General features: G+C 67.0%; 19 protein-coding genes. 5 read left to right on the plus strand and 14 right to left on the minus strand.

Annotation, left to right across the window (positions count from 1 at the left end; genetic code table 11):
- Positions 1 to 306 precede the first annotated feature (306 nt).
- The gene (locus LGY53_RS08120; RefSeq protein WP_167478509.1) at positions 307 to 756 is read right to left on the minus strand and encodes a hypothetical protein; all 450 of its coding nucleotides are present in this window, start codon (positions 754 to 756) and stop codon (positions 307 to 309) included.
- An 863-nt stretch (positions 757 to 1,619) separates the two neighbouring features.
- Here LGY53_RS08120 and LGY53_RS08125 point away from each other — a divergent pair.
- From LGY53_RS08125 to LGY53_RS08135, 3 genes are all read left to right on the plus strand, one after another.
- The gene (locus LGY53_RS08125) at positions 1,620 to 2,630 is read left to right on the plus strand and encodes an XRE family transcriptional regulator (protein WP_225726003.1); all 1,011 of its coding nucleotides are present in this window, start codon (positions 1,620 to 1,622) and stop codon (positions 2,628 to 2,630) included.
- A gap of 83 nt (positions 2,631 to 2,713) precedes the next feature.
- On the plus strand, positions 2,714 to 3,970 hold the full coding sequence (locus LGY53_RS08130; RefSeq protein WP_174867670.1) for a pyridoxal phosphate-dependent aminotransferase: 1,257 nt from the start codon (positions 2,714 to 2,716) through the stop codon (positions 3,968 to 3,970).
- 385 nt (positions 3,971 to 4,355) lie between these two features.
- Positions 4,356 to 5,630 (plus strand): YibE/F family protein, encoded by a 1,275-nt coding sequence (locus tag LGY53_RS08135; RefSeq protein WP_225726004.1) that lies wholly within the window; start codon positions 4,356 to 4,358, stop codon positions 5,628 to 5,630.
- Positions 5,631 to 5,671: 41 nt separating this feature from the next.
- On the opposite strand, the gene LGY53_RS08140 is transcribed toward LGY53_RS08135, so the two are convergent.
- Complete coding sequence (locus LGY53_RS08140; protein WP_225726005.1) at positions 5,672 to 6,967, minus strand: Hsp70 family protein; 1,296 nt, start codon at positions 6,965 to 6,967, stop codon at positions 5,672 to 5,674.
- A 273-nt stretch (positions 6,968 to 7,240) separates the two neighbouring features.
- The gene (locus LGY53_RS08145; protein ID WP_225726006.1) at positions 7,241 to 8,563 is read right to left on the minus strand and encodes a UDP-glucose/GDP-mannose dehydrogenase family protein; all 1,323 of its coding nucleotides are present in this window, start codon (positions 8,561 to 8,563) and stop codon (positions 7,241 to 7,243) included.
- 187 nt (positions 8,564 to 8,750) lie between these two features.
- Here LGY53_RS08145 and LGY53_RS08150 point away from each other — a divergent pair, with 187 nt between their 5' ends.
- On the plus strand, positions 8,751 to 9,287 hold the full coding sequence (locus LGY53_RS08150) for a YdcF family protein (protein WP_225726007.1): 537 nt from the start codon (positions 8,751 to 8,753) through the stop codon (positions 9,285 to 9,287).
- A gap of 59 nt (positions 9,288 to 9,346) precedes the next feature.
- Here LGY53_RS08150 and LGY53_RS08155 read toward each other — a convergent pair whose 3' ends face one another.
- Positions 9,347 to 10,012, minus strand: coding sequence for a hypothetical protein (locus tag LGY53_RS08155; protein ID WP_225726008.1), 666 nt, complete (start codon positions 10,010 to 10,012; stop codon positions 9,347 to 9,349).
- A 499-nt stretch (positions 10,013 to 10,511) separates the two neighbouring features.
- Here LGY53_RS08155 and LGY53_RS08160 point away from each other — a divergent pair, with 499 nt between their 5' ends.
- A complete protein-coding gene (locus tag LGY53_RS08160; protein WP_225726009.1) occupies positions 10,512 to 13,562 on the plus strand; it encodes a heterodisulfide reductase-related iron-sulfur binding cluster in 3,051 nt (1,016 codons plus the stop codon).
- A 129-nt stretch (positions 13,563 to 13,691) separates the two neighbouring features.
- On the opposite strand, the gene LGY53_RS08165 is transcribed toward LGY53_RS08160, so the two are convergent.
- From LGY53_RS08165 to LGY53_RS08210, 10 genes are all read right to left on the minus strand, one after another.
- On the minus strand, positions 13,692 to 14,051 hold the full coding sequence (locus LGY53_RS08165) for a hypothetical protein (protein ID WP_225726010.1): 360 nt from the start codon (positions 14,049 to 14,051) through the stop codon (positions 13,692 to 13,694).
- Positions 14,048 to 14,515, minus strand: coding sequence for a hypothetical protein (locus tag LGY53_RS08170; protein ID WP_225726011.1), 468 nt, complete (start codon positions 14,513 to 14,515; stop codon positions 14,048 to 14,050). The genes LGY53_RS08165 and LGY53_RS08170 overlap by 4 nt, the downstream gene beginning before the upstream one ends.
- Positions 14,516 to 14,554: 39 nt before the next feature.
- Positions 14,555 to 15,694, minus strand: coding sequence for an acyl-CoA dehydrogenase family protein (locus tag LGY53_RS08175; protein WP_225726012.1), 1,140 nt, complete (start codon positions 15,692 to 15,694; stop codon positions 14,555 to 14,557).
- Positions 15,694 to 16,923, minus strand: a complete 1,230-nt coding sequence (locus LGY53_RS08180; protein WP_225726013.1) for an acyl-CoA dehydrogenase family protein — start codon at positions 16,921 to 16,923, stop codon at positions 15,694 to 15,696. The genes LGY53_RS08175 and LGY53_RS08180 overlap by 1 nt, the downstream gene beginning before the upstream one ends.
- Before the next feature lie 197 nt (positions 16,924 to 17,120).
- On the minus strand, positions 17,121 to 17,975 hold the full coding sequence (locus LGY53_RS08185) for an NRDE family protein (RefSeq protein ID WP_225726014.1): 855 nt from the start codon (positions 17,973 to 17,975) through the stop codon (positions 17,121 to 17,123).
- 98 nt (positions 17,976 to 18,073) lie between these two features.
- Entirely contained in the window at positions 18,074 to 19,330 is a 1,257-nt protein-coding gene (locus LGY53_RS08190; protein ID WP_225726015.1) for a S1 family peptidase, read from the minus strand.
- 186 nt (positions 19,331 to 19,516) lie between these two features.
- Entirely contained in the window at positions 19,517 to 20,875 is a 1,359-nt protein-coding gene (locus LGY53_RS08195) for a S1 family peptidase (protein ID WP_225726016.1), read from the minus strand.
- Between the two features lie 171 nt (positions 20,876 to 21,046).
- On the minus strand, positions 21,047 to 22,192 hold the full coding sequence (locus LGY53_RS08200; RefSeq protein WP_225726017.1) for a hypothetical protein: 1,146 nt from the start codon (positions 22,190 to 22,192) through the stop codon (positions 21,047 to 21,049).
- Between the two features lie 39 nt (positions 22,193 to 22,231).
- On the minus strand, positions 22,232 to 24,877 hold the full coding sequence (locus tag LGY53_RS08205) for a LuxR C-terminal-related transcriptional regulator (protein WP_225726018.1): 2,646 nt from the start codon (positions 24,875 to 24,877) through the stop codon (positions 22,232 to 22,234).
- The gene (locus tag LGY53_RS08210) at positions 24,870 to 26,636 is read right to left on the minus strand and encodes an Hsp70 family protein (protein ID WP_225726019.1); all 1,767 of its coding nucleotides are present in this window, start codon (positions 26,634 to 26,636) and stop codon (positions 24,870 to 24,872) included. The genes LGY53_RS08205 and LGY53_RS08210 overlap by 8 nt, the downstream gene beginning before the upstream one ends.
- Between the last annotated feature and the right edge of the window lie 124 nt (positions 26,637 to 26,760).

A 26,760-nucleotide genomic window follows, 5' to 3' on the forward strand; every position in this document is an offset into this window, starting at 1 on the left:
GACACAGCGGCGAATACCGCAACGTGCCGACGGCCGTCGCGTCGCGCTCGCGGATCTTTCGAAAGGGGCGGATGCCACCACACATCCGCGCACCGCGCTCGCGACGCGAACGTCCGCCGCACACCGGATCGGCGGGTGCCACAATCCCACCTAATCCGTTACACACCTGCGCGACATCGTGACCAGTGCCAGGGCCCGGTCGCCGCACCCCACCGAGTCCGCCCCGTCGACTGCCAGGAAAAAGGGGCGGGTTCGGCTCGGCCCGGCGCCGGGCGGCTGCGGGGAACCGATCGCGGCGCGTGCGATTCAGTCCCCGCCGCCCGCTCCCACCGCGAGCGCCGTCGTGATGATGGCGGATAGCGGTGGAAGCGTGTCGCCGCGGCTCGGCGGGCTGACCCAGAAGCACCCTTCCCGGGTCCAGCGACCGAGTCCGGTCGGCAACATCACGGCACTGCCGATGGCAGGTATGCCGATATCAAGACGGTTCAGCACCTCCAATACCTGAGTTCCCGGCCTGCTGTCCGGCTCGGCGAGGAAGCTCCACCTGATCTGCCTCGCCAGCATGGGGCCCCTCGTCCCCTGCTGTTCCAAAGCGGCCCTGACCTTTTCGGCCCGGGCGGTGGGCAAGTGGACAACGCAGATGCGGCCGGTGATGGGTAGCATCACGAACCCGCCACGTTCGGTCACCGGTAGCCCGAATTCGTGTCGGTAATATGCCACCCAATCGTCGACCGTTCTGAGTTTCTCCACGTTCACGGCGAACTCCTTGCCTCCCTATCAAGGTTCGCGCCGAGGTGGGCTTTGCGGAATTGCCCCGATGCCCTCCTTCCGCTGCCTTTCCGCTGCCCGATGGGCAAGCCGGACAGCGGCGGGCGTGACCGGAACGAATCCGCCAGGTACGGCCCAGCGGCGCATCCGGACGAGGGCGCGCCCTCGGTGAATTCGCCGATGCTCGGGCCCGCCCGGTTACCGCCGCTCACGCACGCGGAAGCGAATTCGCAAGGGGGTGAGCGGGACTCGGGCGAAGGTAGGCGGACCCGAACGCCTTCCCTCGTCAGCTTGTGCGCAGCCGCCGTGCCGGTGTACGTGCTCCTGAGAGACGCGGCGACCGAAACCCGAGCATCACCCCACATAGTCGGACGCAAACCCTTTGATACCGGGAAGATCTCGGCTGTGGCCGCTCTCACAAAGCGCTCGTACCCTGGAGAAAGAGTTCGTTCGGAAGGGATGACATCGTGGTCCGGGAGTGGTCAGGACGTGAAGCCCGCGCCCTTCGCGATGCCAAGCGGATGAGTATCAGAGAGTTCGCTGCGCATCTCGGTGTGCACGAGCGTCTGGTATCGAAGTGGGAGGCCGGTGGCGCGCGGGTCCACCCACGTCCGATCAATCAAGCCGCCTTGGATACATCCCTGGCCAGGTCCGACGATGTGGTGCGGGCACGGTTTGCCGCGATGATCGATCAGCCCATAGTCGATCGTCCGGCCGGGCCCGGATTAGACGCGCGCGCAACCAGTTCGGGGCGCGCTCTTTATTCGAGCGACGCGGACCTATTGGCTCTCATAGATGCCGGTGCGATGAGAGGTGATGCGTTAGCAGCGATTTCGGAGAGGGATCTGATCATGGCGGCTGCCCATGAGGCCAGCGAGCACGCCGGCCAGGCCGAGAGCTCAAATGTGGGTGCGACCACATTGGAACAGCTCGATGCCGATGTCACACGCATTGCGAACGATTATGTGCACATTCCACCGGTACCGATGATGGTGGAGATGCTGCGCGTGCGCCGCCGGGTGTACCGGTTGCTGGAGGGCCATCAGCGACCATCCGATACCAGTCACCTGTATCTTCTGGCGGGCAGCCTGTCCGGGCTGTTGGCCAATGCCAGTACCGATTTGGGCTATTTCGACGCCGCGGGTGAGCAGGTCCGTGCGGCCTGGGCGTACGCGGAGTTGTGCGGGCACAACGGGTTACGCGCCTGGACCAGAGGTATGCATGCGCTGATCGAGTACAAGTCCGAGCGCCCGCGCCGCGGTGTGGTGCTGGCGCAGAGCGGGCAGGAATACGCCGAATCGGCAACGGCCAAGGTGCGTTTACTCAATATCGAAGCGAGAATCTGGGCGCGCCTCGGCAATTCGGCCGATACCCACCGCTGCATCGTGGCGGCCGACGAGGCGCGGGAGATCGCCGAGACCGACACCCTGCACGACGAGATCGGCGGCGTCTTCGGATTCAATGAGGCGAAGAGCCAATATTACGCTGGCGCAACGTATATCAATCTCGGCCAGGCGGAACCGGCGTTGGCCGCGACCCGGCGGGCCATCGAGCTGTACTCCAGCGGGCCGACGGAGCAACGCTCGTACGGCGCGGAATCGCTTGCCCGGGTGGACAATGCGGCCGCCCACCTGATCAATGGCAGTTTGGACGGCGCGGCCGAGGTGCTGCAGCCCGTGCTGGGCCTCGCCGAGGACAAGCGCATCGCCCAGCTGGAGGAGCGGCTCACCGGGGTGCGCCGCAAGATCGCCGGCCCGGCCTTCCGTGACGCGGTGGAGGCGCGCAGGCTCGACGAGCGCATCGAGGAGTTCTGCGGATCGTCGGCGGCCAAGAACATACCGCCCGGCGGCTCCGGCGCGTAGTCGCGACCGGATCGGGCGGGTAGCCGCGCGCTAGCCGCCCGATGGGTTGTGACGTGGATTAACCTCTTGCGGCGGATGGCACCATTGGACGGGTGAGCCCAAGTCATCTACCGCATCGCCCGCCGCGCGTACTGGAGCAGTCCACGAAGCTCCAGGACGTGCTCTACGAGATTCGTGGACCGGTGCACGCGCAGGCGGCACGGCTGGAGGCCGAGGGCCACCGCATCCTCAAGCTCAATATCGGCAATCCAGCCCCGTTCGGATTCGAGGCGCCCGACGTGATCATGCGGGATATGATCGCCGCGCTGCCCTACGCTCAGGGCTACTCCGAATCGAAGGGCATTCTCTCCGCGCGCCGGGCCATCGTCACCCGCTACGAGCTGGTGCCCGGTTTCCCGGAGCTCGATGTCGACAATGTCTACCTCGGCAACGGCGTCTCCGAGCTGATCACCATCACCATGCAGGCGCTGCTGAACAACGGTGACGAGGTGCTGATCCCCGCGCCGGACTACCCGCTGTGGACCGCGATGACGAGTCTGGCGGGCGGCACCCCGGTGCATTACCTGTGCGATGAGTCGAACGGTTGGCAGCCGGATATCGCCGATATCGAATCCAAGATCACCGATAAGACCAAAGCGCTATTGGTGATCAATCCGAACAACCCGACGGGCGCGGTGTATTCGTCGGAGATTCTGCAGCAGCTGGTCGATATAGCGCGCAAGCATCAATTGTTGCTGCTCGCCGATGAAATCTACGACAAGATCCTCTACGACGACGCCAAACATATTTCGCTGGCCACGCTGGCGCCGGATCTGCTGTGCCTGACCTTCAACGGTCTGTCCAAGGCCTACCGGGTGGCGGGCTACCGTGCCGGCTGGCTCGCGATCACCGGTCCGAAGGAGCACGCCGGGGGGTTCCTGGAGGGTATCGATCTGCTCGCCTCCACCAGGCTGTGCCCGAATGTGCCTGCGCAGCATGCGATTCAGGTCGCGCTCGGCGGGCATCAGAGCATCGAGGATCTGATCCTGCCCGGCGGCAGGCTGCTGGAGCAGCGTGATGTCGCGTGGGAGCGACTCAACATGATTCCCGGTGTGTCCTGCGTGAAACCACGTGGCGCACTGTATGCCTTCCCCCGCCTGGACCCGAACGTCCATGAGATCCACGATGATTCGAAGCTGATCCTGGATCTGCTGCTGTCGGAGAAGATCCTGATGGTGCAGGGCACCGGCTTCAACTGGCCGAATCACGATCATCTGCGGATCGTGACGCTGCCGTGGGCCCGGGATCTCGCGGTGGCGATCGAACGTTTCGGCAACTTCCTTTCCAGCTATCGGCAATAGCCCGCAGCGCGCCACGAGCAACTGAATCGCCCCGGTTCCGGACATGAAACATACTTGAGGTTCGGAAATTAGGACGTTTGAAGACTGATCTAGCGCAAAAGACGGTCTTTTGTGTACAGTAGCTCTTGGCACTACGAGTGCCCGGTCGGGTTGCTTACCCCCCTGAGCAACCGGACCTCGAGTTCGAGCGCCTACCCCCCTGGGCGCCGGCTCGCGGGCGGCGGAGACATCCCCCTGCTCTCCGCCGCCCCCTCCGGAATTCTCTCCGCTGTTCTCGAATGCCTACGGGCTATCGGTCGTGTTGTCCGCGTGCATGAGGTGATCTTGAAAATCAGATCCTTTAAGCTCGCACGCGGGCAGGATTCGACGGACAGGTAGGAGCCCGGTGGATCACCATCATCACCATCACCACGAAGGACCGATCGAGATCGGTGCCAACGCGGCCCGCGTCGTGATCGGATTACTCACCGCCATCGGCATTCTCGTCGTCATCGGTGCCATTTGGCTGTGGCCCAGCCGCCAACACGTCGACATTCCGCTGCCCATGCAGAACGCCGGCGGCGGCGCGGTGCAGACCGAATCCGGCACCGTCGTATCACAGGACATCGGCCCGTGCGGCAGCAATTCGAACGGCAAGGTGTTCATCGAGAAACCCGACGCGCCGCGCAGCAACGGCTACAACTGCCAGCGCAGCATCATCTCCATCGACTCCGGCCCGCATCAGGGCAATCGCACGCTCTTCGAAATCGCCCCCGGCCCAGGACAACCCGATCTGCACGCGGGCGACAAGATCCGGATCATCCGCCAGACCGATCCGAGCGGGGCGCCGCTGTACTCGTTCGACGACTACTCCCGCGGGATGCCGATCACCCTGATCGTGCTCGCCTTCGTCGTGGTCATCGCCATCGTGGCGCGCTGGCGCGGTCTGCGGGCGGTGCTCGGGCTCGGCTTCGCCTTCCTCGTGCTGGTCGTCTTCCTGCTGCCCGCCCTCCTCGACGGTAAGCCGGCGATACCGGTCGCGCTGGTGGCGGGCGCTGTCATCCTGTACGCCGTGCTGTACCTGGCGCACGGGGTGAGCCTGCGCACCAGCTCCGCACTGCTCGGCACGCTGACGTCGATGATCGTGGCGGCCGTGCTGTCCTGGGTGACGTTGAAGGCCACCCATCTCACCGGCCTGTCCGAGGAGCAGAACACCAACGTCGCAACGTATCTGCAGCACGTCAGCATCACCGGGCTACTGCTCGCCGGATTCATCATCGGCTCGCTCGGCGTGCTCAACGACGTCACCATCACGCAGGCCTCGGCCGCCTTCGAACTCGCCGCACTCGACGAAGCCGCTTCCCGCCGTGAGGTTTTCGCCGCGGCGATGCGCGTCGGGCGCGACCACATCGCGAGCACCGTCTACACGCTGGTCCTCGCGTACGCGGGCGGTGCGCTGCCGCTGCTGCTGCTGTTCAGTGTCGCGGGCCGGTCCATCACCAACATCCTCACCGGTGACGCGGTCGGCATCGAAATCGCCCGCTCCGCGGTCGGCGGTATCGCCCTTGCCCTTTCGGTGCCGCTGACCACCGCCATCGCGGTATTGCTCGCCCGGCCCATCGGATCCCACCGCCCACCGGCCCCGCCCCGCCGCGCCCGGCATGCCAGGGTCGACCGGTAGTACGGAACATGTTGCGCGAGAACAGAACTCGCGCTATCCGTTCACTGCCCCGGACCCGGGAAACCCGGAATGATGACCGGTGGAATGGTCGGTACCACGATCGGCGGAAGTCCCGGCACCACAATGGTATTCGGGCCGGGTTCGGGCGGTGGAGGTGTTGTGGTCGCGGCCCGGCGCGGCGGTGGTGCGGCGGGCACTTCGCTCTCGGTGGTCGGCGCGGGCGACACCACTATCTGCGGTTCGAGGGTGGTGGTGCGCGGCGCGGTGGTGGTCGGGGACGGCGTGGATTTGTCGGTGCTCTGCGAGTCCCTCGTCAAAACCTGTGGGCCGTAACCGAGTCCGAGTCCGATCGCCGCGACCACCGCGAGCGCGCTCACGGTCAGCACCGCGGCGCTGACCCCCCGCTTGCCGTGCTTCTTCGGCGGCGCCGACAGCCAGGCGGGCGATAGTTCATCCGGGCCGGGCGGGCCGGATGGGCCGGGCGCCGGACCGGGTACGGGCGCCGCGGCGACCTGACGGGACGGCCGCAGCTGCCTGGCCAGCAGCGCCGCGCCGCGCGCCATCACCGTTTCCGGACTTTCCGGCACGATCACCGGAACACCCATCCAGCGTTCCAAAACCCGCGGTATCAACGGGATTCGCGCACATCCGCCGATGGCCAGCACACCGTGCACCGGGCGGTCGGAGCGCACGATCACATCGCGCGCCATCCGTGCCGACGATTCGATCGCCAGCATGATCAGCGCCTCGAAGTTCTCCTGCGCCAGCAGGACAAGACCGTGTTCGCTCGGCAGCGCGACCGCGGTATTGATGGACAGCTGCTCCTTGGCCTCACAGCACAGGGCGTCCAGCGCGGCCAAACCGGCCGGATCCTGCGGATGGGCGATCCGTCCCGACGCAATCTGCTGTTCCCGGATAAGCGAATCCAGATAGTCGCCGCTGATATCGCTGGTGCGTTCGCTGTAGCGGACCTCCCGGGTCTGCGTATCGACCACGCTCACCGAAAGTCCGGAACTGCCTAGGTCGTACACCACCAGCGACGAGATGCCGCGGATATCGCCCGTGGTCTCGGCGAATTCGAGTGCGGCGACGACCTCGGGGACCAACTCGTAATTGGTCAGCTGCTGGCGGGCCATCGCGGCCCGGATGCCGTGTGCGTGTTCCTCACTGCGATAGGCGATGGCCGTCGCGGTAGGTTCCGGCGAACTCGCCACGGTGACGCCGATGGCCTGGGCTGTCAACTCCGCCATCGGATGTCCGTTGACCGCGATGTGCTGCAGGTCGAAGGCGTGTGCACCGATGGGCCCGCCGGAGTTCCCGAGGTGTGGTCGCGCCATACGGACAGCGCCGGCCCCCACCGAAACTCCCAGTACCGAACTCATCAGCTGCCCATCTCGTTTCACACTTACGACATGCGAGCCTGCGCCGCTCACCGGTGGATCGGGCCCGCCTCACGGACCCTACCGTCGATGACCGGCGACACGTAAGGCAGGACTGGTCGTCCGGCAGTAAAACCCCCGCTCGCGGCGTGAGCGTCAGGCCCGGAGGAGGCGGCCTGCGTAACCACGTAGGGACCCGCGAACGCCGCAATCCCACACTGCCGAGCCACTCTACGGGGTGCCGAGTCCCGCGTACACCCATCCCGCATCTCGCCAGGTGGCACGGTTGAGACAGTTCCGGCCGTCGATTATCGACCGCCGGCGCACCACTCGATCGAGGTCCTGCGGTCGCAGCGCGGTGAACTCCGGCCACTCGGTGAGCACCAGAACTACGTCGGCGCGATCGCACGCCTCCACCACCGAGGTGGCGTAGTTCAGCGTCGGGAACACCCGGCGCGAATTCTCCAGTGCCTTGGGGTCGTACACGGTGACCACCGCGCCGTGCAGCTGGATCATTCCGGCCACGTTCAGCGCGGGCGAGTCGCGCACATCGTCGGATTCGGGTTTGAACGCGGCGCCGAGCACCGCGACATTGGCGCCGAGCAGCGAGCCGCCGACCGCGCGCGTCGCCATATCGACCATCTTGGTGCGGCGGCGCATATTGATGTTGTCCACCTCGCGCAGGAAGGCGACGGCGTGATTCGCGCCGAGCTCACCGGAGCGGGCCATGAACGCGCGAATGTCCTTGGGTAGGCAGCCGCCGCCGAAGCCGAGCCCGGCGTTGAGGAAGCGGCGGCCGATGCGCGCGTCGTAGCCGAGCGCGTCGGCGAGCACCGTCACGTCGGCGCCGGTCGCCTCGCAGACCTCGGAGACCGCGTTGATGAACGAAATCTTGGTCGCCAGAAAGGCGTTCGCCGAGACCTTGACCAGCTCCGCGGTGGCCAGGTCGGTCAGCAGGAAGGGCACGTCGACGGCGACGAGGTCGGCGTAGATCTCGCGGACCAGTTCCGCCACCCAATCGGAGTTGTCCCTGGACCGGTCGACGCCGAGCACCAGCCGGTCCGGACGGAGGGTGTCCTGTACCGCGAAACCCTCGCGCAGGAATTCCGGATTCCACGCCACCTCGATATCGGTGGTGGCCAGCGCCCGAGCCCGCGCGCCGAGCGCGACCGCCGTGCCGACCGGCACGGTGGACTTGCCGATGATCACCGACGGTCGCTCCAACAGCGGCGCGAGCGTATCCACAACGGCGTGCACATATTTCAGGTCGGCGGCGTATTCGCCCTTCTTCTGCGGGGTGCCGACGCCGAGGAAATGCACGTCGGCGTGTGCGGCGGCCTCCGGATACGAGGTGGTGAACCGCAGCCGCCCTGCCTCCAGGTTGCGCCGCAGCACCTCCTCCAAACCCGGTTCGTAGAAGGGCACGACGCCGTCGGACAGCTTCGCCACCTTGCCCGGGTCGACATCGACGCCGACCACATCGTGTCCGAGTTCTGCCATGCACGCGGCGTGCGTGGCCCCCAGGTACCCGGTTCCGAAGACTGTGCATCGCATGATCGATTGGTAAGCGTCGCCGATGGCCGCACCACGTCAGCGAGGCAAGGGTCACGGCAACATCGGGTGTACAGATGGCGACGTGGGTCACATCGTGTTCGCCCAACATTCGGTTTGGTCCCGCGCAGGCCCGCTGCCAGGGCAAATGGCGATCCGACGGCTAGCGCGGCGAGCTACCATCGGCCCGGTGCGACGACACCGGATCACCTGGGTTCTGCTGGGCCTGATCGCCGTGCTGTCGGTGGCCGTCGGGGCGCTGTGGCCGGTGTACGTCGATCCGCGGGTCGACCGGCCCGCTCGGGCCGACGCGATCCTGGTGCTCGGCGGCGCGCACGACGGTCGTGAACAACTCGGTCTGCGATTGGCGCACGACGGCTACGCGCCGCGGGTCCTGTTCTCCGATCCGTATGAGCACAGCGCGGTGATGAACCGGATCTGCCACTCCCGCTACAGCTTCCAGGTCAGTTGTTTCGATCCGTCGCCGCGCACGACCCGCGGCGAGGGTCGGGAGCTGGCCGCGCTGGCCCGCGCGAACAACTGGCATCGGGTGCTGGTGGTGACGTTCACCCCGCATATCTCCCGTGCCCGCTACATTCTCGAAAAGTGTTGGGGCGGTGAGCTGCTCTTCCTGGATCCGGCTCCGCACCTGTCGGTGGCCCGCTGGGCGTGGGATTACGCCTACCAGTCCGCCGGTTTCGTGAAGGCCTTCTTCGAGGACTGCTGAGCGGATACGAAAAATGGCCCCCGGCAAGCGATGCCGAGGGCCACTTCAGAGAGCCGAGATCAGTTCTGGCCCGCCGGCTTGTCCGCCCACTGGGTGGTGCCGTCCGGCGCCTGCAGGGTGTTCAGCAGCTCGATGCCCGCGGCGATCAGGGTCGGGCCGCCCGCGGCGATGGTGCCGAGGATGCCGCCGACGCCGGCGCCGGTGAGCAGCCCCGGGATGCAGCCGACCGGGAGGGTCACGACGCAGCCGATGATCGCGCCGACCGCGGTGCCGACGAATCCGCCGACCGCGGTGGCGATGCCGAACTTGCTGGCGAACTCGTTCTGCGCACGCTGGTTTTCAACCGGCGACGCGATCTCCTTGATCTGCAGCGGCTGGTTGGCCACCTGCAGGTCGGCCGGCTTCTCCGGAGTGACCTCCAGGACCGCGCCGTCGTTCTTGGTGACCGCCTTCACCGGCACATTGGTTCCGGTGACCTTGTAGTCGAGCGGGAAGGAGATCAGCGTGGCGCCGGTCGCGGCGTCCTTGACATTCGCGATCTGGGTCTTCGGGCTCTCGGGAGTCGGACCGTCCTGTTCCGTCAGCGCGAAGGTGCCCCCCTTGAGCGACGCGACGACGGTCTTGTCCACCAGCTTGACCGAGTAGTTGACACCGGGATCAGCGGGAGCAGCGGGTTCAGCGTACGCGGACCCCAGGCCGATGGTCATCGCGCCGATGGCCAGCACGGCAGCCGCGGTGGTGCTGCGGAGTTTCATTCAGTTTCCAATCCATCATCAGGTTGTCCGCGGGAGCCGCACCGCCACGCGAGAACTCATGCAACCCAGGGCGATTCGGCCCCGGACCTCCCCGAGCAGTGGTGGATACGACACAGCAAACAGAAAACGAGGTGAGCGTAATCGAATGGAGACCCCGATGCGAGATCTGTAACAGATTCAATGCAATTCGGCTGACTAAGGCGATCCTTAGCGAGGGTATCGGGGCGTGCGGCGTTTACGGTGGTGAACAGCCGTGGCGCGCATGGATTGGCGCGATTTGCGTGATATTGATCACAACGTCCAAAAGGGTCAAGCCCCAGGAAGAGGGGGCTGCGACGAACTGCCGATCGTACGATGGAGTGGGGTAGTTACTGGCGGGTAACTTACCGCCAGTTAGGATACGAGCCAATCGGGCGGCGTCCAGGTCGCCCCGCAACGACTCGTGTTGCCTCTAAAGAAAGGTCGCGACATGAATGCCCTGACAGTGACGCTGGGCACGATTGGGGCGCTGCTGAGCCTGGTGGCTTGGGCCGCGTTCATCAGCGGCGTGTGGAGAATCGTCAGCGCCATCAGAGTCGGACAGCCCGCGCCGGATCGCTGGCGGCCGTTCTTTCCGCGCTTCAAACAGATGCTGATCGAGTTCATCGCGCATACCCGCATGAACAAGTTCCGCACCGTCGGCTGGGCGCACTGGCTGGTGATGATCGGCTTCCTGGCCGGCATGCAGTTCTGGTTCGAGGCGTACGGGCAGACCTTCAAGCCGACCTTCGCGTGGCCGTTCATCGGCGATACCTGGTGGTTCCACCTCGGTGACGAAATCCTCGGCATCGCAACGGTCGTCGGCATCGTGGTGCTCATCGCCATCCGGCAGCTGAACCATCCCCGGGTGCCCGAGCGGCTGTCCCGCTTCACCGGATCCAAGTTCGCGCCGGCCTACGTCATCGAGACCATCGTGCTGCTCGAGGGCATCGGCATGATCGGGGTGAAGGCCGGTGTGCTCGCGCTGAAGGGCGAATACCACTGGACCGACTTCGTCAGCGGGCCGATCTCCGAGCTGCTGCCCGCGAACGAGTCGATGGTGTCGGTGTTCGCCTTCATCAAGCTGGTCTCCGGCATGGCCTTCCTCTACTTCGTCGGCCGCAACGTCACCTGGGGTGTGGCATGGCACCGGCTTTCGGCCTTCTTCAACATCTACTTCAAGCGGGAGGACGACGGCGGCGTCGCGCTCGGCGCCGCGAAGCCGATGATGTCCAACGGCAAGCCGGTCGATATGGAGACCGCCGACCCGGATAGCGACACCTTCGGCGCCGGTCGCATCGAGGACTTCTCCTGGAAGGGCTGGCTGGACTTCACCACCTGCACCGAATGCGGTCGCTGCCAGTCACAGTGCCCGGCCTGGAACACCGGGAAGCCGTTGTCGCCCAAGCTGTTGATCATGTCGCTGCGCGACCACGGCTATGCGAAGGCGCCGTATCTGCTGGCCGGTGGCCGCAAGGATATGGGCGGCGACGAAATCGGTTTGGTCGACGCCGACGGCAAGCCGAACGAGGCCGCGCTGGCCAAGATTTCCGACGCCGCGAAGGCGGAAGCGGAACGGCCGCTGGTCGGCGGCGTGGAGGCCAACGGCATCATCGATCCCGAGGTGCTGTGGAGCTGCACCACCTGTGGTGCGTGCGTCGAGCAGTGCCCGGTGGATATCGAGCACGTCGACCACATCATCGATATGCGCCGGTACCAGGTGCTGATCGAATCGGAGTTCCCGTCCGAGCTCGCGGGTCTGTTCAAGAACCTGGAGAACAAGGGCAACCCGTGGGGCCAGAACGCCAAGGACCGGCTCAACTGGATCAACGAACTCGACTTCCAGATCCCGGTTTTCGGGCAGGATGCGGACAGCTTCGACGGATACGAATACCTGTTCTGGGTCGGATGTGCGGGCGCGTACGAGGACCGGGCGAAGAAGACCACCAAGGCCGTCGCCGAGCTGTTGGCAACCGCCGGTGTGAAATTCATGGTGCTCGGTGCGGAGGAGACCTGCACCGGCGACTCGGCGCGGCGCGCGGGCAACGAATTCCTGTTCCAGCAGCTGGCGCAGCAGAACATCGAGCTGTTGAATTCGGTGTTCGAGGGTGTGGAGCAGAACCGCAAGAAGATCGTGGTCACCTGTGCGCACTGCTTCAACGCGCTGAACAACGAATATCCACAGGTGGGCGGAACGTATGAGGTTGTGCACCACACCCAGCTGCTGAATCGCCTTGTGCGCCAGAAGCAGTTGGTTCCGGTGGCCTCGGTGTCCCAGAACGTCACCTACCACGACCCGTGCTACCTCGGGCGGCACAACAAGGTCTACAACGCGCCGCGCGAACTGATGGCCGCGTCCGGTTCCACGCTGGTGGAGATGCCCCGGCACGGTGAGCGATCCATGTGCTGTGGCGCCGGTGGTGCGCGCATGTGGATGGAGGAGCAGCTCGGCAAGCGCATCAATATCGACCGGGTGGATGAGGCGCTGTCCACATCGCCCGCCAAGATCGCGACCGGCTGCCCGTTCTGCCGCGTCATGCTCACCGACGGTGTCACCGCGCGGCAGGAGAAGGGTCAGGGCGAAGGCGTCGAGGTCGTCGACGTCGCCCAGCTCATGCTCGATGCCATCGAGCGGGTGGAACCGGCCAAGCTCACCGAAAACCTCACCGTGGTGCAGGAGCCCAAAAAGGCCGCGCCCGAACCGGTTTCGGCGCCCGAGCCGGAACCCGTCGCGGAGACGCCCGCGGCGCCCAAGGCCGCGCCGACCGGTGGCGGTCTGGGCATGAAGGGCGCCGCGAAGGCACCGGGCGGTGGCCTGGGGATGAAGGGCGCGGCCAAAGCGCCCGGCGGTGGTCTCGGAATGAAGGGCGCCGCGAAAGCTCCGGGTGCGAAGCCCGCCGAGGCTCCGGCCGAGGAGGCTCCGGTCAAGGGTTTGGCAATGAAGGGTCCGGCGAAGGCTCCCGGTGGGCTCGGGCTCAAGGGTGGGGCCAAGGCTCCGGGCGCGAAGGAGCCCGCCGCAGAATCAACCCCTTCCGAGACTCCCGCGGTGAAGGGGCTTGGGATGAAGGGCGGTGCGAAGGCGCCCGGCGGTGGGCTGGCCATGAAGGGTGCCGCGAAGGCTCCGGGTGCGAAGGCCGCTCCGGCCGCTGAGCCGACCTCCGCGACATCGGCGGCCGAACCCGCCGCCACGGAATCCGCTGCCGCCGAACCGGCTTCGACCGAAAGTAAGCCGACGGTGGCACCGAAGGGTTTGGCCATGAAGTCCGGCTTCAGGCGCCCCGGGCCGAAGGCTCCCGGTGCGTCGGCCACCCCGGCCGCTCCGGAAACGCCCGCCGCTTCGGAAACCCCTGCCGCTCCGGAAACCCCTACGGCTCAGTCGGATTCATCCGCAGAACCCGACCAGCCCGGTAACGGCAACGGCACCGACATCACCCCGCCGCTCGCCAAGCCAGGCGGCCTCGGCTTCAAGTCCGGCGCCAAGGCTCCCGGCCGCAAGAACTGAACCGAATCGAAAATCGAGCCCGGGTCCGTCCAACGGACCCGGGCTCGCTTGTTTGCGGGGCTGACGAAACAGTGGGGACGGCCACATGGGGCGGAACTTCCGCTGGCCGCCGACCACGATTCGTCAGTGCTACTCGGTCTCCTTGGGGTGCCCTGGAAGGCAGCGCTCCAGGAGTACGCGACCGGCAGTCTTACCACCCTTCTGTGCGTGTTCGACGAAGTACCAGAGCCGACCGCCGTCAGTGAACTTGTACTGGTAACGCTCGTAGGTCTGACCTTGGTACGTGCCGTATCTGAGTTCCCCTCTCAGGGGATAGAGACGCGCCGATGTGGTCACCGGAGCTCGTGTCAGAGCCTCCCATGCCTCGACCATCGTATTGCGTGCCGCCGCGAGACAGTCGGTCCAGCCCTTCTGCGCTTCGTTCGTAATGAAGACGATCTCGTACTCGGTCCGTTTGAGCGGGCGTGCTACCTCTCGGCGCTTGGTCACTCATCGCCCTTCGGATCCGGTACCGGCACCGCATTTTCCAGGTAGTGCAGATCGGAACCATCGACCCGAATCCTGCTGTCGGCGTACGCGGTCGCGGTATCGCGCCACGCGGCCAGGGTTGCTGTCAGCACGTCGAGGCGACCGATGGCGAAACCGGCTCTGGCGTTATGCAGGAAATCCGCGACGAACTCGGGGCGCTGTGTTTCCGGGAGCAGTTCGATCCAGGGAAAGGCGAAGGTCAGCTTGCTGACCAACTTGGTGAGCATGTCATCGTCGAGTGCCAGTGATAGCAGGAGGGTGAGCGCGCCCAGCGTCTCCTCTGTGGCCAGGGCGGCATCCGCATCGGATAAGCGCACAGGCGGCGCCGACCGGCGAACCAGGGTGACCGAACCGTCCGCCTCCATCGTTTCGATCACCCGGTTCGGGTCCCGCAGGAATTCCGACCACGTAGCTGTAGCGCCCATGCGGCCAGTATGTCAGAACTAGTTCTGAACTCGCCAGCGTTATCTGGTCAGGGCCGCGTAGCGGGTCAGGTGGTGGGGGGTGGGGCCGAATTCGCGTTCTATGGCGGTCAGGCGTTTGAAGTAGTGGCCGACGGCGAGTTCTTCGGTCATGCCCATGGCGCCGTGCAGTTGGACGGCGTTCTGGCCGATGAAGCGGGCGGCGCGGCCGACGGTGACCTTGGCGGCGGCGATGGCGCGGGCGCGGTCGGGTTGGGCGGTGCGCAGCGAGTTCGCGGCCAAATAGGCGGCGGCGACGGATTGTTCGAGTTCCAGGTACATGTCGACCATGCGGTGCTGCAGCACCTGGAAGCCGGCGATGGGCTGCCCGAACTGATGCCGCTGCTTGGTGTATTCGACGGTGTCGGCCAACACTTTTCGCATGCAGCCGACGGCCTCGGCGGTGATCGCGGCGATGGCGTCGTCGATGGTCGGCTCGATGACCCGCCAGGCATCGCCCTCGGCGCCGAGCAGCGCGTCGGCGGGCAGGCGCAGGTCGGTGAAAACCACGTCGGCCGCGACGCGGTCATCGATGGTGCGATAGGTGTGCACCTCGACGCCCGCCGGTGGATTTGCCGCGTCGAATCCGATGTGGAACAACGAGATTCCGGCCGGATCGCGACGCGCACCGGAGGTGCGTGCGGCGATGACCAGATGGGTGGCGATCGGCGCCCCGGTCACCACGATCTTCGTGCCGTCGAGCACCCACTCGGCGCCGTCGCGCCGCGCGATGGTCGACACGTCGTGGAAAATATCGCCGGAGCCGGGCTCCAGTGCCGCGAACGCAACCCGGGCCGAGCCCGAAACAATCTGCCGCAGTACGTCGTCCGCGCCACCGGACCGGTCGAGCAGCCCAGCGCCGAGTACAACGGTGTCGACGAACGGCTCGACGACCAGCGCGCGTCCGAGTTCCTCGGCGATAACCAGCAATTCGATCGGCCCGCCGCCCATGCCGCCGACCCGCTCGGGCAGCGTGGCGCCGAGTATGCCGATCTCGTCGGCGAATCCACGCCAGATCGCCGGATCCCAACCCGCCGCGGATTTCACCGCCGCCCGGCTCTTCGTCAATTCGTAACGGGCGCCGAGGAATCCGGCGACCGCGTCGCGGAGCATCCGTTGTTCGTCGGTAAGGGTGAAGTTCATCAGAGCCCCAATGCTGCCTTGGCGAGGATATTGCGCTGGATTTCGTTGCTGCCCGCATAGATCGAGCCCGCCCGGTCGTTGAAGTAGCGCAGCGGCGCGACCGCCTGCCACGGCGCGCCGCTGACGTAATCGTCGGCGGGCGGGGTGTATTCGGCGATCGGCCCGCCGGGCGCGGTGGCGTGCGGCTGGTAGACCCGTCCACGCGGACCGGCGGCATCGAGTGCGAGTTCGGTGAGCCGCTGGCTCAACTCGGTGGCGAGTATTTTGAGCATGGACGAGGCGGGGCCGGGATTCTCACCCCTGGCCATCGCGGAAATCGTTCGGTACTCCAGAACTTCGAGCACCTCGGTGCGAATCCTGGTGTCCGCCAGTCGCGCGGCGAATGACGGGTCGTCGATCAGCGGGTTTCCGTCGGGCCCGGTCTGTTCCGCCGCCGCGGCGGCCGCATCGGCGGCCATCACCTGCAACCAGGGTGCGGCGGCCCCGCCGCGCTCATGCACCAGCAGGTATTTCGCCACGGTCCAGCCGTCGTCGATCCGGCCGAGCACATTGCTTTTCGGCACCCGGACGTTGTCGAAGAAGACCTGGTTCTGCACCTGTTCGCCGGAGGTCATGACGAGCGGGCGGATTTCGATTCCGGGCGTGGTCATATCGATGAGCAGGAAGGTGATGCCCTGCTGCTTCTTGCCGTCGCGTCCGGTGCGCACCAGGCAGAAGATCCAATTCGCTTCCGTCGCATGGGTTGTCCAGATCTTGCTGCCGGTGCAGATCAGGTCGTCGCCGTCCTGGATCGCCGCCATGCTCAGCGCCGCGAGATCGGATCCGGCCTCCGGCTCCGAATAGCCTTGGCAGAAAAAGACTTCCCCGGTGAGGATGCGCGGCAGGAAGTGCGCCTTCTGCTCGGGTGTGCCGAAGGCGATGATGGCCGGAGCCACCATCCTGATACCCATCGGCGAGAGCGCGGGCGCACCGGCCAGCGCCAGTTCCCTGCCGAAGATGTAGTGCTGGGTCAGACTCCATGCGCAGCCGCCGTATTCGACCGGCCATGCCGGTGCCGCCCAGCCGCGCGCGTGCAGAATCCGCTGCCATTCCATGCTGGCCGCGTGATCCGGGTAGACGCTCGTCGCCAACCGCCCGGCCCGCCGCAGTTCGGGTGTCAGCTCGGCGTCGAGGAAGGCGCGCACCTCATCCCGGAAGGCCAGATCGGCCGCTGACCAGTCGTATTCCATCTGCCCTCCCGGAGGGTCCGCATCCGTGCATCGCCCGGTCGTCGGCCGGTGCGAGACGGCGCGCTTCCGCACCGTCCGGCCGAGCGTAGCAAACTGATGTCACCTGCCCGCAATTGTTGGACAACATTCGCGTACGTTCAGCGCAGCGGTGCGGGTTTCGCTATCGAGGAACCGGCCACCCGTCGCCGCGACCGCTATCAGTTCGGCAGGTCGAGCCGCCCGGAAAAGGATTCCGCACCGATCTCGCGCCCGAACCGCTCGAAGGATCGCTCGGCTATCAGATACGAACCGTCGTTGCGCACCAGCAGAACGGTGCTCGCGCGCGTGCCGTGCAGGTCGTGCGCGACGAAGCGGGCCGAGAGCGCGCGTTCGCGCGGCAGCGGAATGCCGGTGTGCGGCAATAGATCATCGGGTGCTTCGGTGCGGTCGGCGAGCACCTCGAAATAGCGTTCGATATTGCCGGGGTCGGACTCGATCACCGACCGCAGCCCGGCGACACCCGCCTGCACCTTCGGCCAGATGGGCTGCGGCGCAGTGGATTCCGGGTCGGACGGGGAGCCGACGAAGGCGCCGTTGGACAATCCGTGGTAGCCGGGTAGCAGCTCGCGGGGCGGCGTCATCGCCCGGTTCGAATACCACCACAGCGTCTCGAGATCCGAGACCACCAAGTTGTAACCGTTGTATTCGTCGGCGGCCCTGGCGATGTCGAGCACGTACTTTTCCGGGCCGGGGAATTCGCCCGCCGGTCTGCCGCGTAGGAAGTCCATCAGCAGTGCGCCGCGTGAACGGGCATCGGGGCGTTCATCATTCGGGTTGCGCACATTGGTGACGGTGGCGAATCTGTTGACCTCGCCGCGCAGGCCGAGCCAGGTGCCCGGCGGCTCACCCGCGGCCCGGCCGACAGCGCCGAGATCGCGCCCGGCGAGCAATCCGGAAACCTCCGGCCACCAGCGCATGGATTCGGTGGGCCGGGTGTAGAACTCATCCCGGTTGGCCGCCACGATCAAGCGATAGTCCGGATGCGCGCGCCAGCCGATCAACACCAAACACATGCAATCCAGGATGCCGCACCCGTCAGCCGGCTGACAGGAAAGTGACAGCAAAAAGGCCGATCGCACAAGGGCGACCGGCCTTTTCGATGGCTGGCGGATCAGCTCCCGTTGACCTTCAGACCAGGGTTGTCCGAGAGGACGACGTTCAGCGGCTGCGCGAACAGCTGCGGCACGTTGCCGGTGAGCGCACCGATGAGGTTGGGGATCTCGCAGATCGGGTAGTCGGCCACCGACGACGCGCTGGAGATGCCGAGGGCGAGGTTACCGGTCACCACCGGGCCGCCGCTGTCGCCGGGCAGGGCGCAGATATTGGCCGAGAAGCTTTGCGTCTGCTGCCGATCGCCGATCTGGACGGTCTGGTCGACGGCGTTGATGACACCGCAGCTGAAGCCGGTGCGCGCGCCCGACTTGCAGACCGGAGCGCCGACCACCGGGACGGCGACGCCGCCGAGCGCGATGGGTGCGGCGTTCGGGACGCGAACCAGGTTGTTGGAGAAGCTGTCCCGGAACTCGTCGTTGATCTTGATGATCGAGTAGTCCTGCTGGCCGAGCACCGACTTCTGGAACTGGCCGACCCGCGGGCCGCTGTTATCGGTCACCAGCGCGACGACCGCGGCCGCATTATCGCTGCCCGCCGACGGAATATCGGGATTGCAGTGCCCCGCACTGATATTCACCGTGCTGCCGTTGAGGGTGCCGTTGAAGCCGAGCGAGCAGCGCAGCTGCATGCGGCCCATCAGCGAGGCGTACGAGTCGCCCGCGGCCTTGGGGCCGAGGTTCGATGCGCTGGCGATGGCCGCCGCGATCGGCTCGCCCGCCTGCGGCGGTGCCGGCATCACTATGACCCGGGCCGGGTCGATGAAGCTCGGCATCGGCAGCCCGGACTTGTCGACGCGCACGGCGACGGTGTTGTTCACGGTGTCGATGACCGCGCCACGCACCTGCGAGGCGACCTCGGCGGGCTGTCCGCTCAGCCACTGCTCGAACGCGCTCTTCTCACCGCGCAGCGTCATCTCGCTCTTGGCGACGTTGCGCACCTCGAATCCGGCCGACTGCGCGGCCTTTCGGGCCTCGTCGCTGCCCGGGCCCTGCGCCAGCGCGACGACCGCCTTGCCCGCGTCGTCGAGCCAGGAGCCGGCGAACACCTGCGGGTACTGCCGCTGCGCCGTGGTGCCGAACGCCGCGACCTGCTGGGCGACATCCGCGCGATGCAGGTATTCCTGCGGCGAGATCTTCAGGTCGCGGGTGATGGCGGTGATGAGTTCCGGCGGAAGTTGGGGGGCCGGATCCGGCTGCGCGTTCGCTACTGCCGCGGTGGGTCCGAACAGCAGGATCGCCGCCGAAGCGGCGATCACTGATTTTCGGATCCTGGTCTGTCGCGCAGCGGATCGGAACTGACCTATACGTGGCAGGAGCATGACCAGACTATATGGGCTTCCGCCCGGTATGCCTACTCATCTCAGGGCGCGGTTTCACCGAGTGCGCGGATTATCGGACGCCGCGTCCAAGTGAATTGTCCGTATTGCCCGTCACGGCCCGATTCAGCCGACGTCGCGCCGGGTGCGCACCTCGATACCGCTGCCGAGCCCGCCGCCGGAGCCGGCGTCGATATCGGCGAGGATCGCGCGGATCGGGATGCCGAGCGTCGCGGTGCCGCCGTACTGCGCCAGCGCCATATTGGCCTCGTTGCAATCCGGCGCCTCGGCCGCGTTGGAGCCACTGGTGATGCCGAGGGCCAGCGTGCCGGACACGATCGCGCCGCCGCTGTCGCCGCCGAGGGTGCAGGCCGAGCTGGCGAAGCCGCGCACGATCTTGCTCACGCCCTCCGCGGTGTACAGCTGCGTCTCCACCCGATCGGCGACGACGAAACCGCAAGTGAAGGTGGAGGATTGGCCCGACTTGCAGACCGGGGCGCCGGTCACCGGGTCGGCGATGCCGGTGATGGACAGCGTGGTGCCGTTCGCGCCGCGCACCGACGGCTGATCCATACCCGCCCGCACCGCGCGGTCGTTCAGCTTGATCACCGAATAGTCCAGTGCGCCTTGGCCGCCCAGCTTGGCGCGGACGAAGGTGCCGAGTTCCGGGCTGGCCGCGACGTCCTTGACGTTCGGCAGGTAGACCGAGGCCTGGTCGTTGGCCTTGTCGATATTCGGATTGCAGTGTCCCGCACTGATATTCAGCGCATTACCGGCGGCGTCGACGCTGTTGAAACCGAATGAGCACACGTCGACGGTCTTCAGCTCGGCATCCTGCAGCGAGGTCGGTGCGCTGATGTAGGTGTCGCCGCCCATCGGCCGGTGCTCGACCGGACCGCCGCCGTTCGGCGAAAGGATGACCTTGATGTTGGCGATCAGCGTCGGCAGGTTGAGCACATGCCCGGCCGGGGTGTTGGCGAGGCTCAACACCAATTGGCTGTTGAGGAAATCGATCGCGACATTGTTGATGGCTTGGGACAGTTCGCGCGGCAGTGTGGACACCCACTGATTCAGTTGTGTCAGCGAGCTTTCCAGGTTGTCCGCGGAGATCGGGGCCATCTTGGTCTGGTAGCCGTCGGCGCTGGCGATGCGGGCGGCGTCCGCCGTGGTGACGGCGACCACCGGTTTACCGTCCGGGGTGAGCCAGGCGCCCGCGAAGGAATCCGGCCGCTCCGAACGGAATCCACGTGCGTAGTCGCTGAGCTGCTGTGCCTTGGCGGCGCGGTCGAGATACTCCGCCGGGGTCATCTTCAAATCGCGGGCGATGGCCTGCACGAGTTCAGGGGGCAGATTCGATTCGTTCAGCTGAGTGGGTGCGACGGGATCCGCCTGGGCGGGTCCGATACCGAACAAGGGGGCCAGGAAAACGGTCGAGGCGAGTGTGGCTGCTTTGACCGCGGCGCGACGCGCCACCAACTTGCGCATGAAGTCCCTTCGTCGGCACGGTGTGCCCGCTCATCCGTACGCCACGGCCCCCGCCCGAAACCGTTGCACACAGCCAATGATCCAGCTGACGACCGGATGTTCGTTAACGCCAATAACAACACCGGTCAGCGCACCACTTTAGGGCACAAACCCGGGTCCGGCGCTACCAAATCAGCCCAGGCCCGGGATCTCCAGCTGCGGGGGGCCGTCGGGGAACGGATCGAACGGTGTCGGCGTCGGTCGCGGGGTCCGGGTCGGCCACGGCGGACGGGTCGGCCACGGGTAGGTGGTGGTCGGCGGCGCGGTAGTGGTCGGCGGCGGAGTAGTGGTCGGCGGAGGTGGTGGTGTCGTCGTGGTCGGATCCGGTACCACCTCGCGAGTCACCGGCGGACGCGTTGTGGTCGGCGGGGTCGTCGTCGGTGGTGGCGGAATGAACGGCGGCGGTGCGGGCACCGTCACCGTCACCTCGGAGCGCGCGTCCTTGATCGGCGGCACCGGGGTATCGCCGCTGTTGCGCAGCAGCATGGCGACACCGACGCCGCCGAGCGCCAAACCGATCACCACGGCGGCGCCGATGAGCAGCGGCAGCTGTTTGCGGTTCTTGGCCGGTGTGACCGGCTCGGCGATGGTCGGAGCCGGGACGGCCTCGGTCACCACCGGCTCGGCCACCGGGATGGCCGCCGAATAGGCCTGCGGCCGATCGGTATTCGAGATGGCCGGAAAGACGATCGTGTCCAGGGTGGAATTCTCGGCGGTGGTGGGATCCGGCGGGGTCGCGCCCGCCGGGGTCGCGAGCACCGCGGTCAGCGCGGCGCGCGCGGCGTCGTAGGCGAAGGACTGTCCGATATCGGCGGCGCCGCCGGCACCGAGCGCGGCGAGTGGATCGGTGCTACTGGGTAGGTCGCCCTCGTTGACCAGCACCACCGAGCGCAGGCCCAGATAATCCATGGCCTCCCGCAGCGCCTGCACATATTCCGGCGGCCAGGATGCGGGGTGGGTGGCATAGAACTCGGCGGATCCGGTCAAATATTCCGCGGTCAGGTTGATGAGACAGAACAGTGCCGTCGCCATCAGATCTTCGGCGCGGTACGCCTCGCCGTCGTCGACGCTGATTCCGGTCGGATCGCCGACCGCGGCGACGAATCCGCCGATCGGATGCGAATGCCCCGATGGCGGTGGACCACCGAGGACCGCGTCGCCGTCGTCGGACATGTACAGCACCGCGTCGCGGACGATGTACTGCGGTTCGTCGCCGTCGGACACGATCGACGCCGTGCACCCGTCCTCAGCGATGCGCAGGCCCACCCCTGTGGCCATCCTCTATACCTCGCTTCGGATCCTGCTGGCACCACATGGTCACACCAGCAGCGAGCCGTGTCCCATGGCGCGGAGCATCGACAATAACTCCGATCGGGAACGAGCACCGATCCGACGCCGAATGCGGGCCACATGATGCTCGACCGTCTTCGCTGAAATGTACAGGCGTGCGCCGATCTCCCGGTAGGTCAGGCCGAGCAGCACCAGTTCGGCGACCTCGCGCTCGCGCTCGCTGAGCATGGTCGACCCGTCCAACGGGGCGGGATCGGGTGTGCTCGCCTGAGCTCCCGGCGATGTGGCGGCGGGCGCCGGGCGAGCCGGACGCTCAGGTGGTCGTGCCTCGGCGCGCACCGTCCTGGCCAGCTTCAGCAGCGCGGTCGCGGTCGCGGAATCGGCGGCGGCCAGCGCGGCCTCGCTGGCCAGCCGGGCCGCATCCCAGGTCAGGCCGATTTCGCCGAGTTGTGCGACGGCCGTTTCGACGGGACCCGCCGCCACCTCACCGCGCAGCACCAGCACCCAGGTGCGGCCGGCGGCGGCCAGCACCGCGGCATGCCGATCGCCGGATTCCGCCGCGGCCTTCAGTGCGCGCGCATGCGGCAGCAACTCGTCCGGGCTCTCGTGCGCGATCGCGGCCTGCACGCCGTACCAGTGAAAAGCGTTGGCCCAGGCCGGTGGATTGCCCAGGCGGCGAAGCAGCCCGAGCGCGGCATCGACCAGCGGTGCGATGCGGCGCTCGTCACGCAGGCGAATGCCGGCCAGCCACAGCTCGCCGATCGGCAGCAGGGCGAGCAGATCGGCGTCGACGTCGTCGAACAGCGGACGGGCCGCCTGCCAGGCCTTGGCCAGCGCGGCATGATCGCCACTGCGCCGGGCCAGCCCGACGGTGACCGCATGGGCCAGCAGCCGGTCGCGGATGTCGAGCGTTTCATGGTCGATGGTCGCGGCCGCGGCCGCTGCGGCCTGCTCGTCGCCGCCGAGCATGGCGGTCCAGGCGGTCAGCACCTGCAGCTGATGGCAGCGCAGGCCGCCGCTGTCGGCGCGGCGCAGCGCGTCGACGCCGCGGCGGGGCTCGCCGGTGCTCAGGCACAGCAGCGCCGCGATGGACGCCGCGGTGCACGGCAGGAAGCGGTCGACGCTCGCATCCGCGTACGACGCCTGCACCAGCGCGGAAACGGCTGCGGCGGTGCCGATTTCGCCCGGATTGCGGACGATGGTCTGCTCCAGCGAGGTCGCGATCAGCCGGGCGTGCGCGTTGGCCTCGGTCGGCGGCCACTGCGCCGCCGATGCGGACATGGCCGCCGCGCCGGAAACCTCGCCCGCGAGATAGAGCACCGTCGCACCGATCGCCCAATCGGCGCCGACCCGCCGCGGACCCAGCCAGGTATAGAGCTGGGCGGCCCGGCTCACCAACCCGCGCCTGGTCAGCACGGCGGCGCAGATCCGTACCGCCGCAGCGAGATCCGGGCCGGCGACGCCCTGCCTGGCCAGCATCGGTTCGGCCAGCCGCATCGCGGTGTCGCCGTCGCCGACGCGTGCGGCCGCCTCGGCCCAGCGCAGCGCGATGTCATCGGGATCGGCGCCCGTCGCCGCCGCGGCGGCGTAGTAGCGGACGGCCTCGTGGCCCGCCTTTTCCGCTGTCGCGGTGAGGAATTCGGCGAGCCGCCGATCCCGCACCCCGGACTCGGCGAGCAGCAGCGCGGTGTTGTCGCGCAGCAGGCCCGCGTCCAGGCGGGCGGTCAGCAGCCTGCGCTGCACTCCGACGAAGCGTCGATCGCCGAGCAGGGTGCGCAGCGGCGCGACCGCCGGGGTGAGCAGCAGATCGGCGTCGGTTACCAGGGCGCTCGCCCTCGCCCTGTCGATAAGGTCCTGTGCCGCAGCGGGTTCCACATCCAGCACCTCGGTGAGTTCGCTGGCGTCCAGGCCGGCGCCGGTGGTGGCGACCACCAAGGTTTCCAGCAGATCCGGCTCGATATCGTCGAGCAGGGCGCGAGTCCATGCGGTCACCGCATCGTCCACCGCGCGGATCCCCGCGTCCAGCCGGGCCGAGCAGGCGGCGGCCAGCGCCGCGACGACACCGCCGCGGATGCCGCCGGTCTGCCGATGGATGTGCTGTGCCACCGGGCGCGGCACCGTCAGCCCCAATTCCCTTGCGAACGGCGCGATATCGGCGACGCCGAGCGGGCGCAGATCCACGACGCGGCCGCGCCGAGACACCAGGTCGGTGAGGGCGCGCAGATTCGGGTCGTGCGGGCGTGGCTGGGCGGCGATCACCACCGAGTGATCGCCGGATTCGATTGTGGCGCAGATCTGTTCGAGCTGATGCCGGTTCAGCGTCTGCGCGTTGTCGACCACCAGCGCGGCCGGGCTCGGGTGACCGTTGGGTTCGGCCTCGATCCGCGGCGGCGGGCCGCCGAATGCGGCCGGGATGATCCGGTGCGCCCCCTCGACGACGAGAGTCGTTGCGGCGTAATCGGGTTCGTGGGTCTCGGGAAAGAGGGCCGCCGGATCCTCGTGGGTCGAGACGCCCCTAGCCCGCAACCTCGTCCGGACCGCGGCGAGCAGGGTGGATTTGCCAGTGCAGGAACGACCCCGGATCAGATAGACCACCGGCTCGCGGTCGGCGGAATCGAGTTCGCGGAAGATCTCCCGGGCCGAGGGCAGGGTGTCGAATGCCGTATCAGCCACCGTGGCCTCCCTGGATCACCGGCGGTACGGGCAATGCCGTCGGTACCGCGTTGCCGACCTTGTCCACGGTGTCACCGAGGTTCGGCAGCGTCGGCGGTGACGGTAGCGCCGGGAGTTGCGGTGGTGGCTGCTGCGGTGCCGTCGGCGGCTGGGGGTTCGGTTGTGGATTCGGCTGCGGATTCGGTTGTGGATTCGGTTGTGGCGCAGGGGCTGCCGGGGCTGCCGGATCCGGTTGGCCGGTGGCGGGCGGGTTGTTCACCGCGACGATCGCCGGGTCGCTCGATGGAGTTTGTTGGGTGCCGGTGGGTTTCGCTTTGCCGCCGCTGGTGTCGGCGGCGGGGGAGACGGGACGTCCGGTGGTGGGGTCGAGGGCGCCGGATGGGGCCGCGACCTGAACCGGTGCGGGAGTAGTTGTCGTATCCTGCACCGCGGGAGCGTGATTCGGACCGGACTGGATGCCGGTGCCGATCGCGACGGTGCCGGTTGTCAGCACGCCGATGGCGAATATGGTGCCCGCGATGATCGCGGCTCGCTGCTTGCTGGTGAGGCCGCTGCGCTTCGGCGGCTCGGGCAATTTCGGGGCGCTCGAAAGTGCCGGAAACTCCCTGGTTTTCGGTGTCGGCTCGATATCCGGTCGCGCGGCCACCGGGGTCGGTGCGGGGCTCTGGATTTCGGCAAGCAGATCCGTCGCCAGCAGTGCGGCGCCGCGGGCGCTGGTCTGCGCCGGATCGGGCGCGGCGACCACCGGCAGGCCGAACTCGCTCGAAATCAGCTCGGCCACCAGCGGAATAGCGCCACCGCCGCCGGTCAACAACACCCGGCCGATATCGCCCACTTCGAGACCCGCGCGGTGCACGGCGTCCCGGATGAGGTCGGTCGAGGCCAAGAGCGGACCTCTCAGCAACTCCTCGAGTTCGTCACGCACCAGTCGGATCTGTTGATCGCGTTGATCACCCGGACGCGGTCGCACCGCGACCACTGTCGCGGTATTAATGGAAAGCTCTTCCTTCGCATTTCGGCAGCGTATGCGCAATGCCGCCAATTCCCGTTCGACAACTGGGTCGAATGGATCGAAATCATTTCCGCCCAGCGCATTGGCCAGCACATGGCGCATGGTCAACAGATCGAATTCGGCACCCGCGATATCGGTACTGCGCAGTGGCGTACCGAGTAGGCCCGACTGCTCACCGGTGCGCAAAACCGATACGGTCAGACCGCACGCGCCGAGGTCGTATACCGCCACCGCGCCGTCGCCGAGCGGGCCGTGCGTCGCGGTGAGCCAGCGCAGCGCCGCCAGTGGTTCCGGGACGAGCGTCACGTCGGTGAGGCCGGCGCGGTCCAGTGCGTCGCGCTGGATATCGACGGTGTGCTGGGACCACCACGCCGGGTGGCAGGCGATCGTGGCCGATGCCGATTGGCCTGCGCGCGTGGACATTTCGTCAATCAAACAGGTGAGCGCGGTGGCCACCAGATCGGCGGCGGGATGGGTGGCGCCATCCTCGGTGAGCATGTCGACGGGATCGCCCACCCGGTTCAGGAAGCCCTCGACGACCACGTCGTTGGAATGTCTGCCGCGCACCCTGGCCCTCGTGCCGAAGGCGGGCGGCGCATCAGGGGTGAGCCGCAACACGCTCGGATGAATGCTGACCGAACCCCCGTCTGTTGGACCATTGTCCGAATCGCTACCGTCCCCCACAGCCGCCACGGCGACCGAATTCGACGCTCCGACATTGATGCCGAGCGCCAGACGCTCTGTCATTACGAGATCCCCGATCGAAAACTATGTTGGCCGATATCGCTATGAGTAGTACGGAATGACTGGGCGGATCGGTTGACCCGTACACATCTGTCGTTTGCTGGGCGGCCACCGTTACCGCATAGGG

The sequence above is a fragment of the Nocardia sp. JCM 34519.1 genome, assembly GCF_020361265.1.
GTDB classification, from domain to species: Bacteria; Actinomycetota; Actinomycetes; order Mycobacteriales; family Mycobacteriaceae; genus Nocardia; species Nocardia arthritidis_A.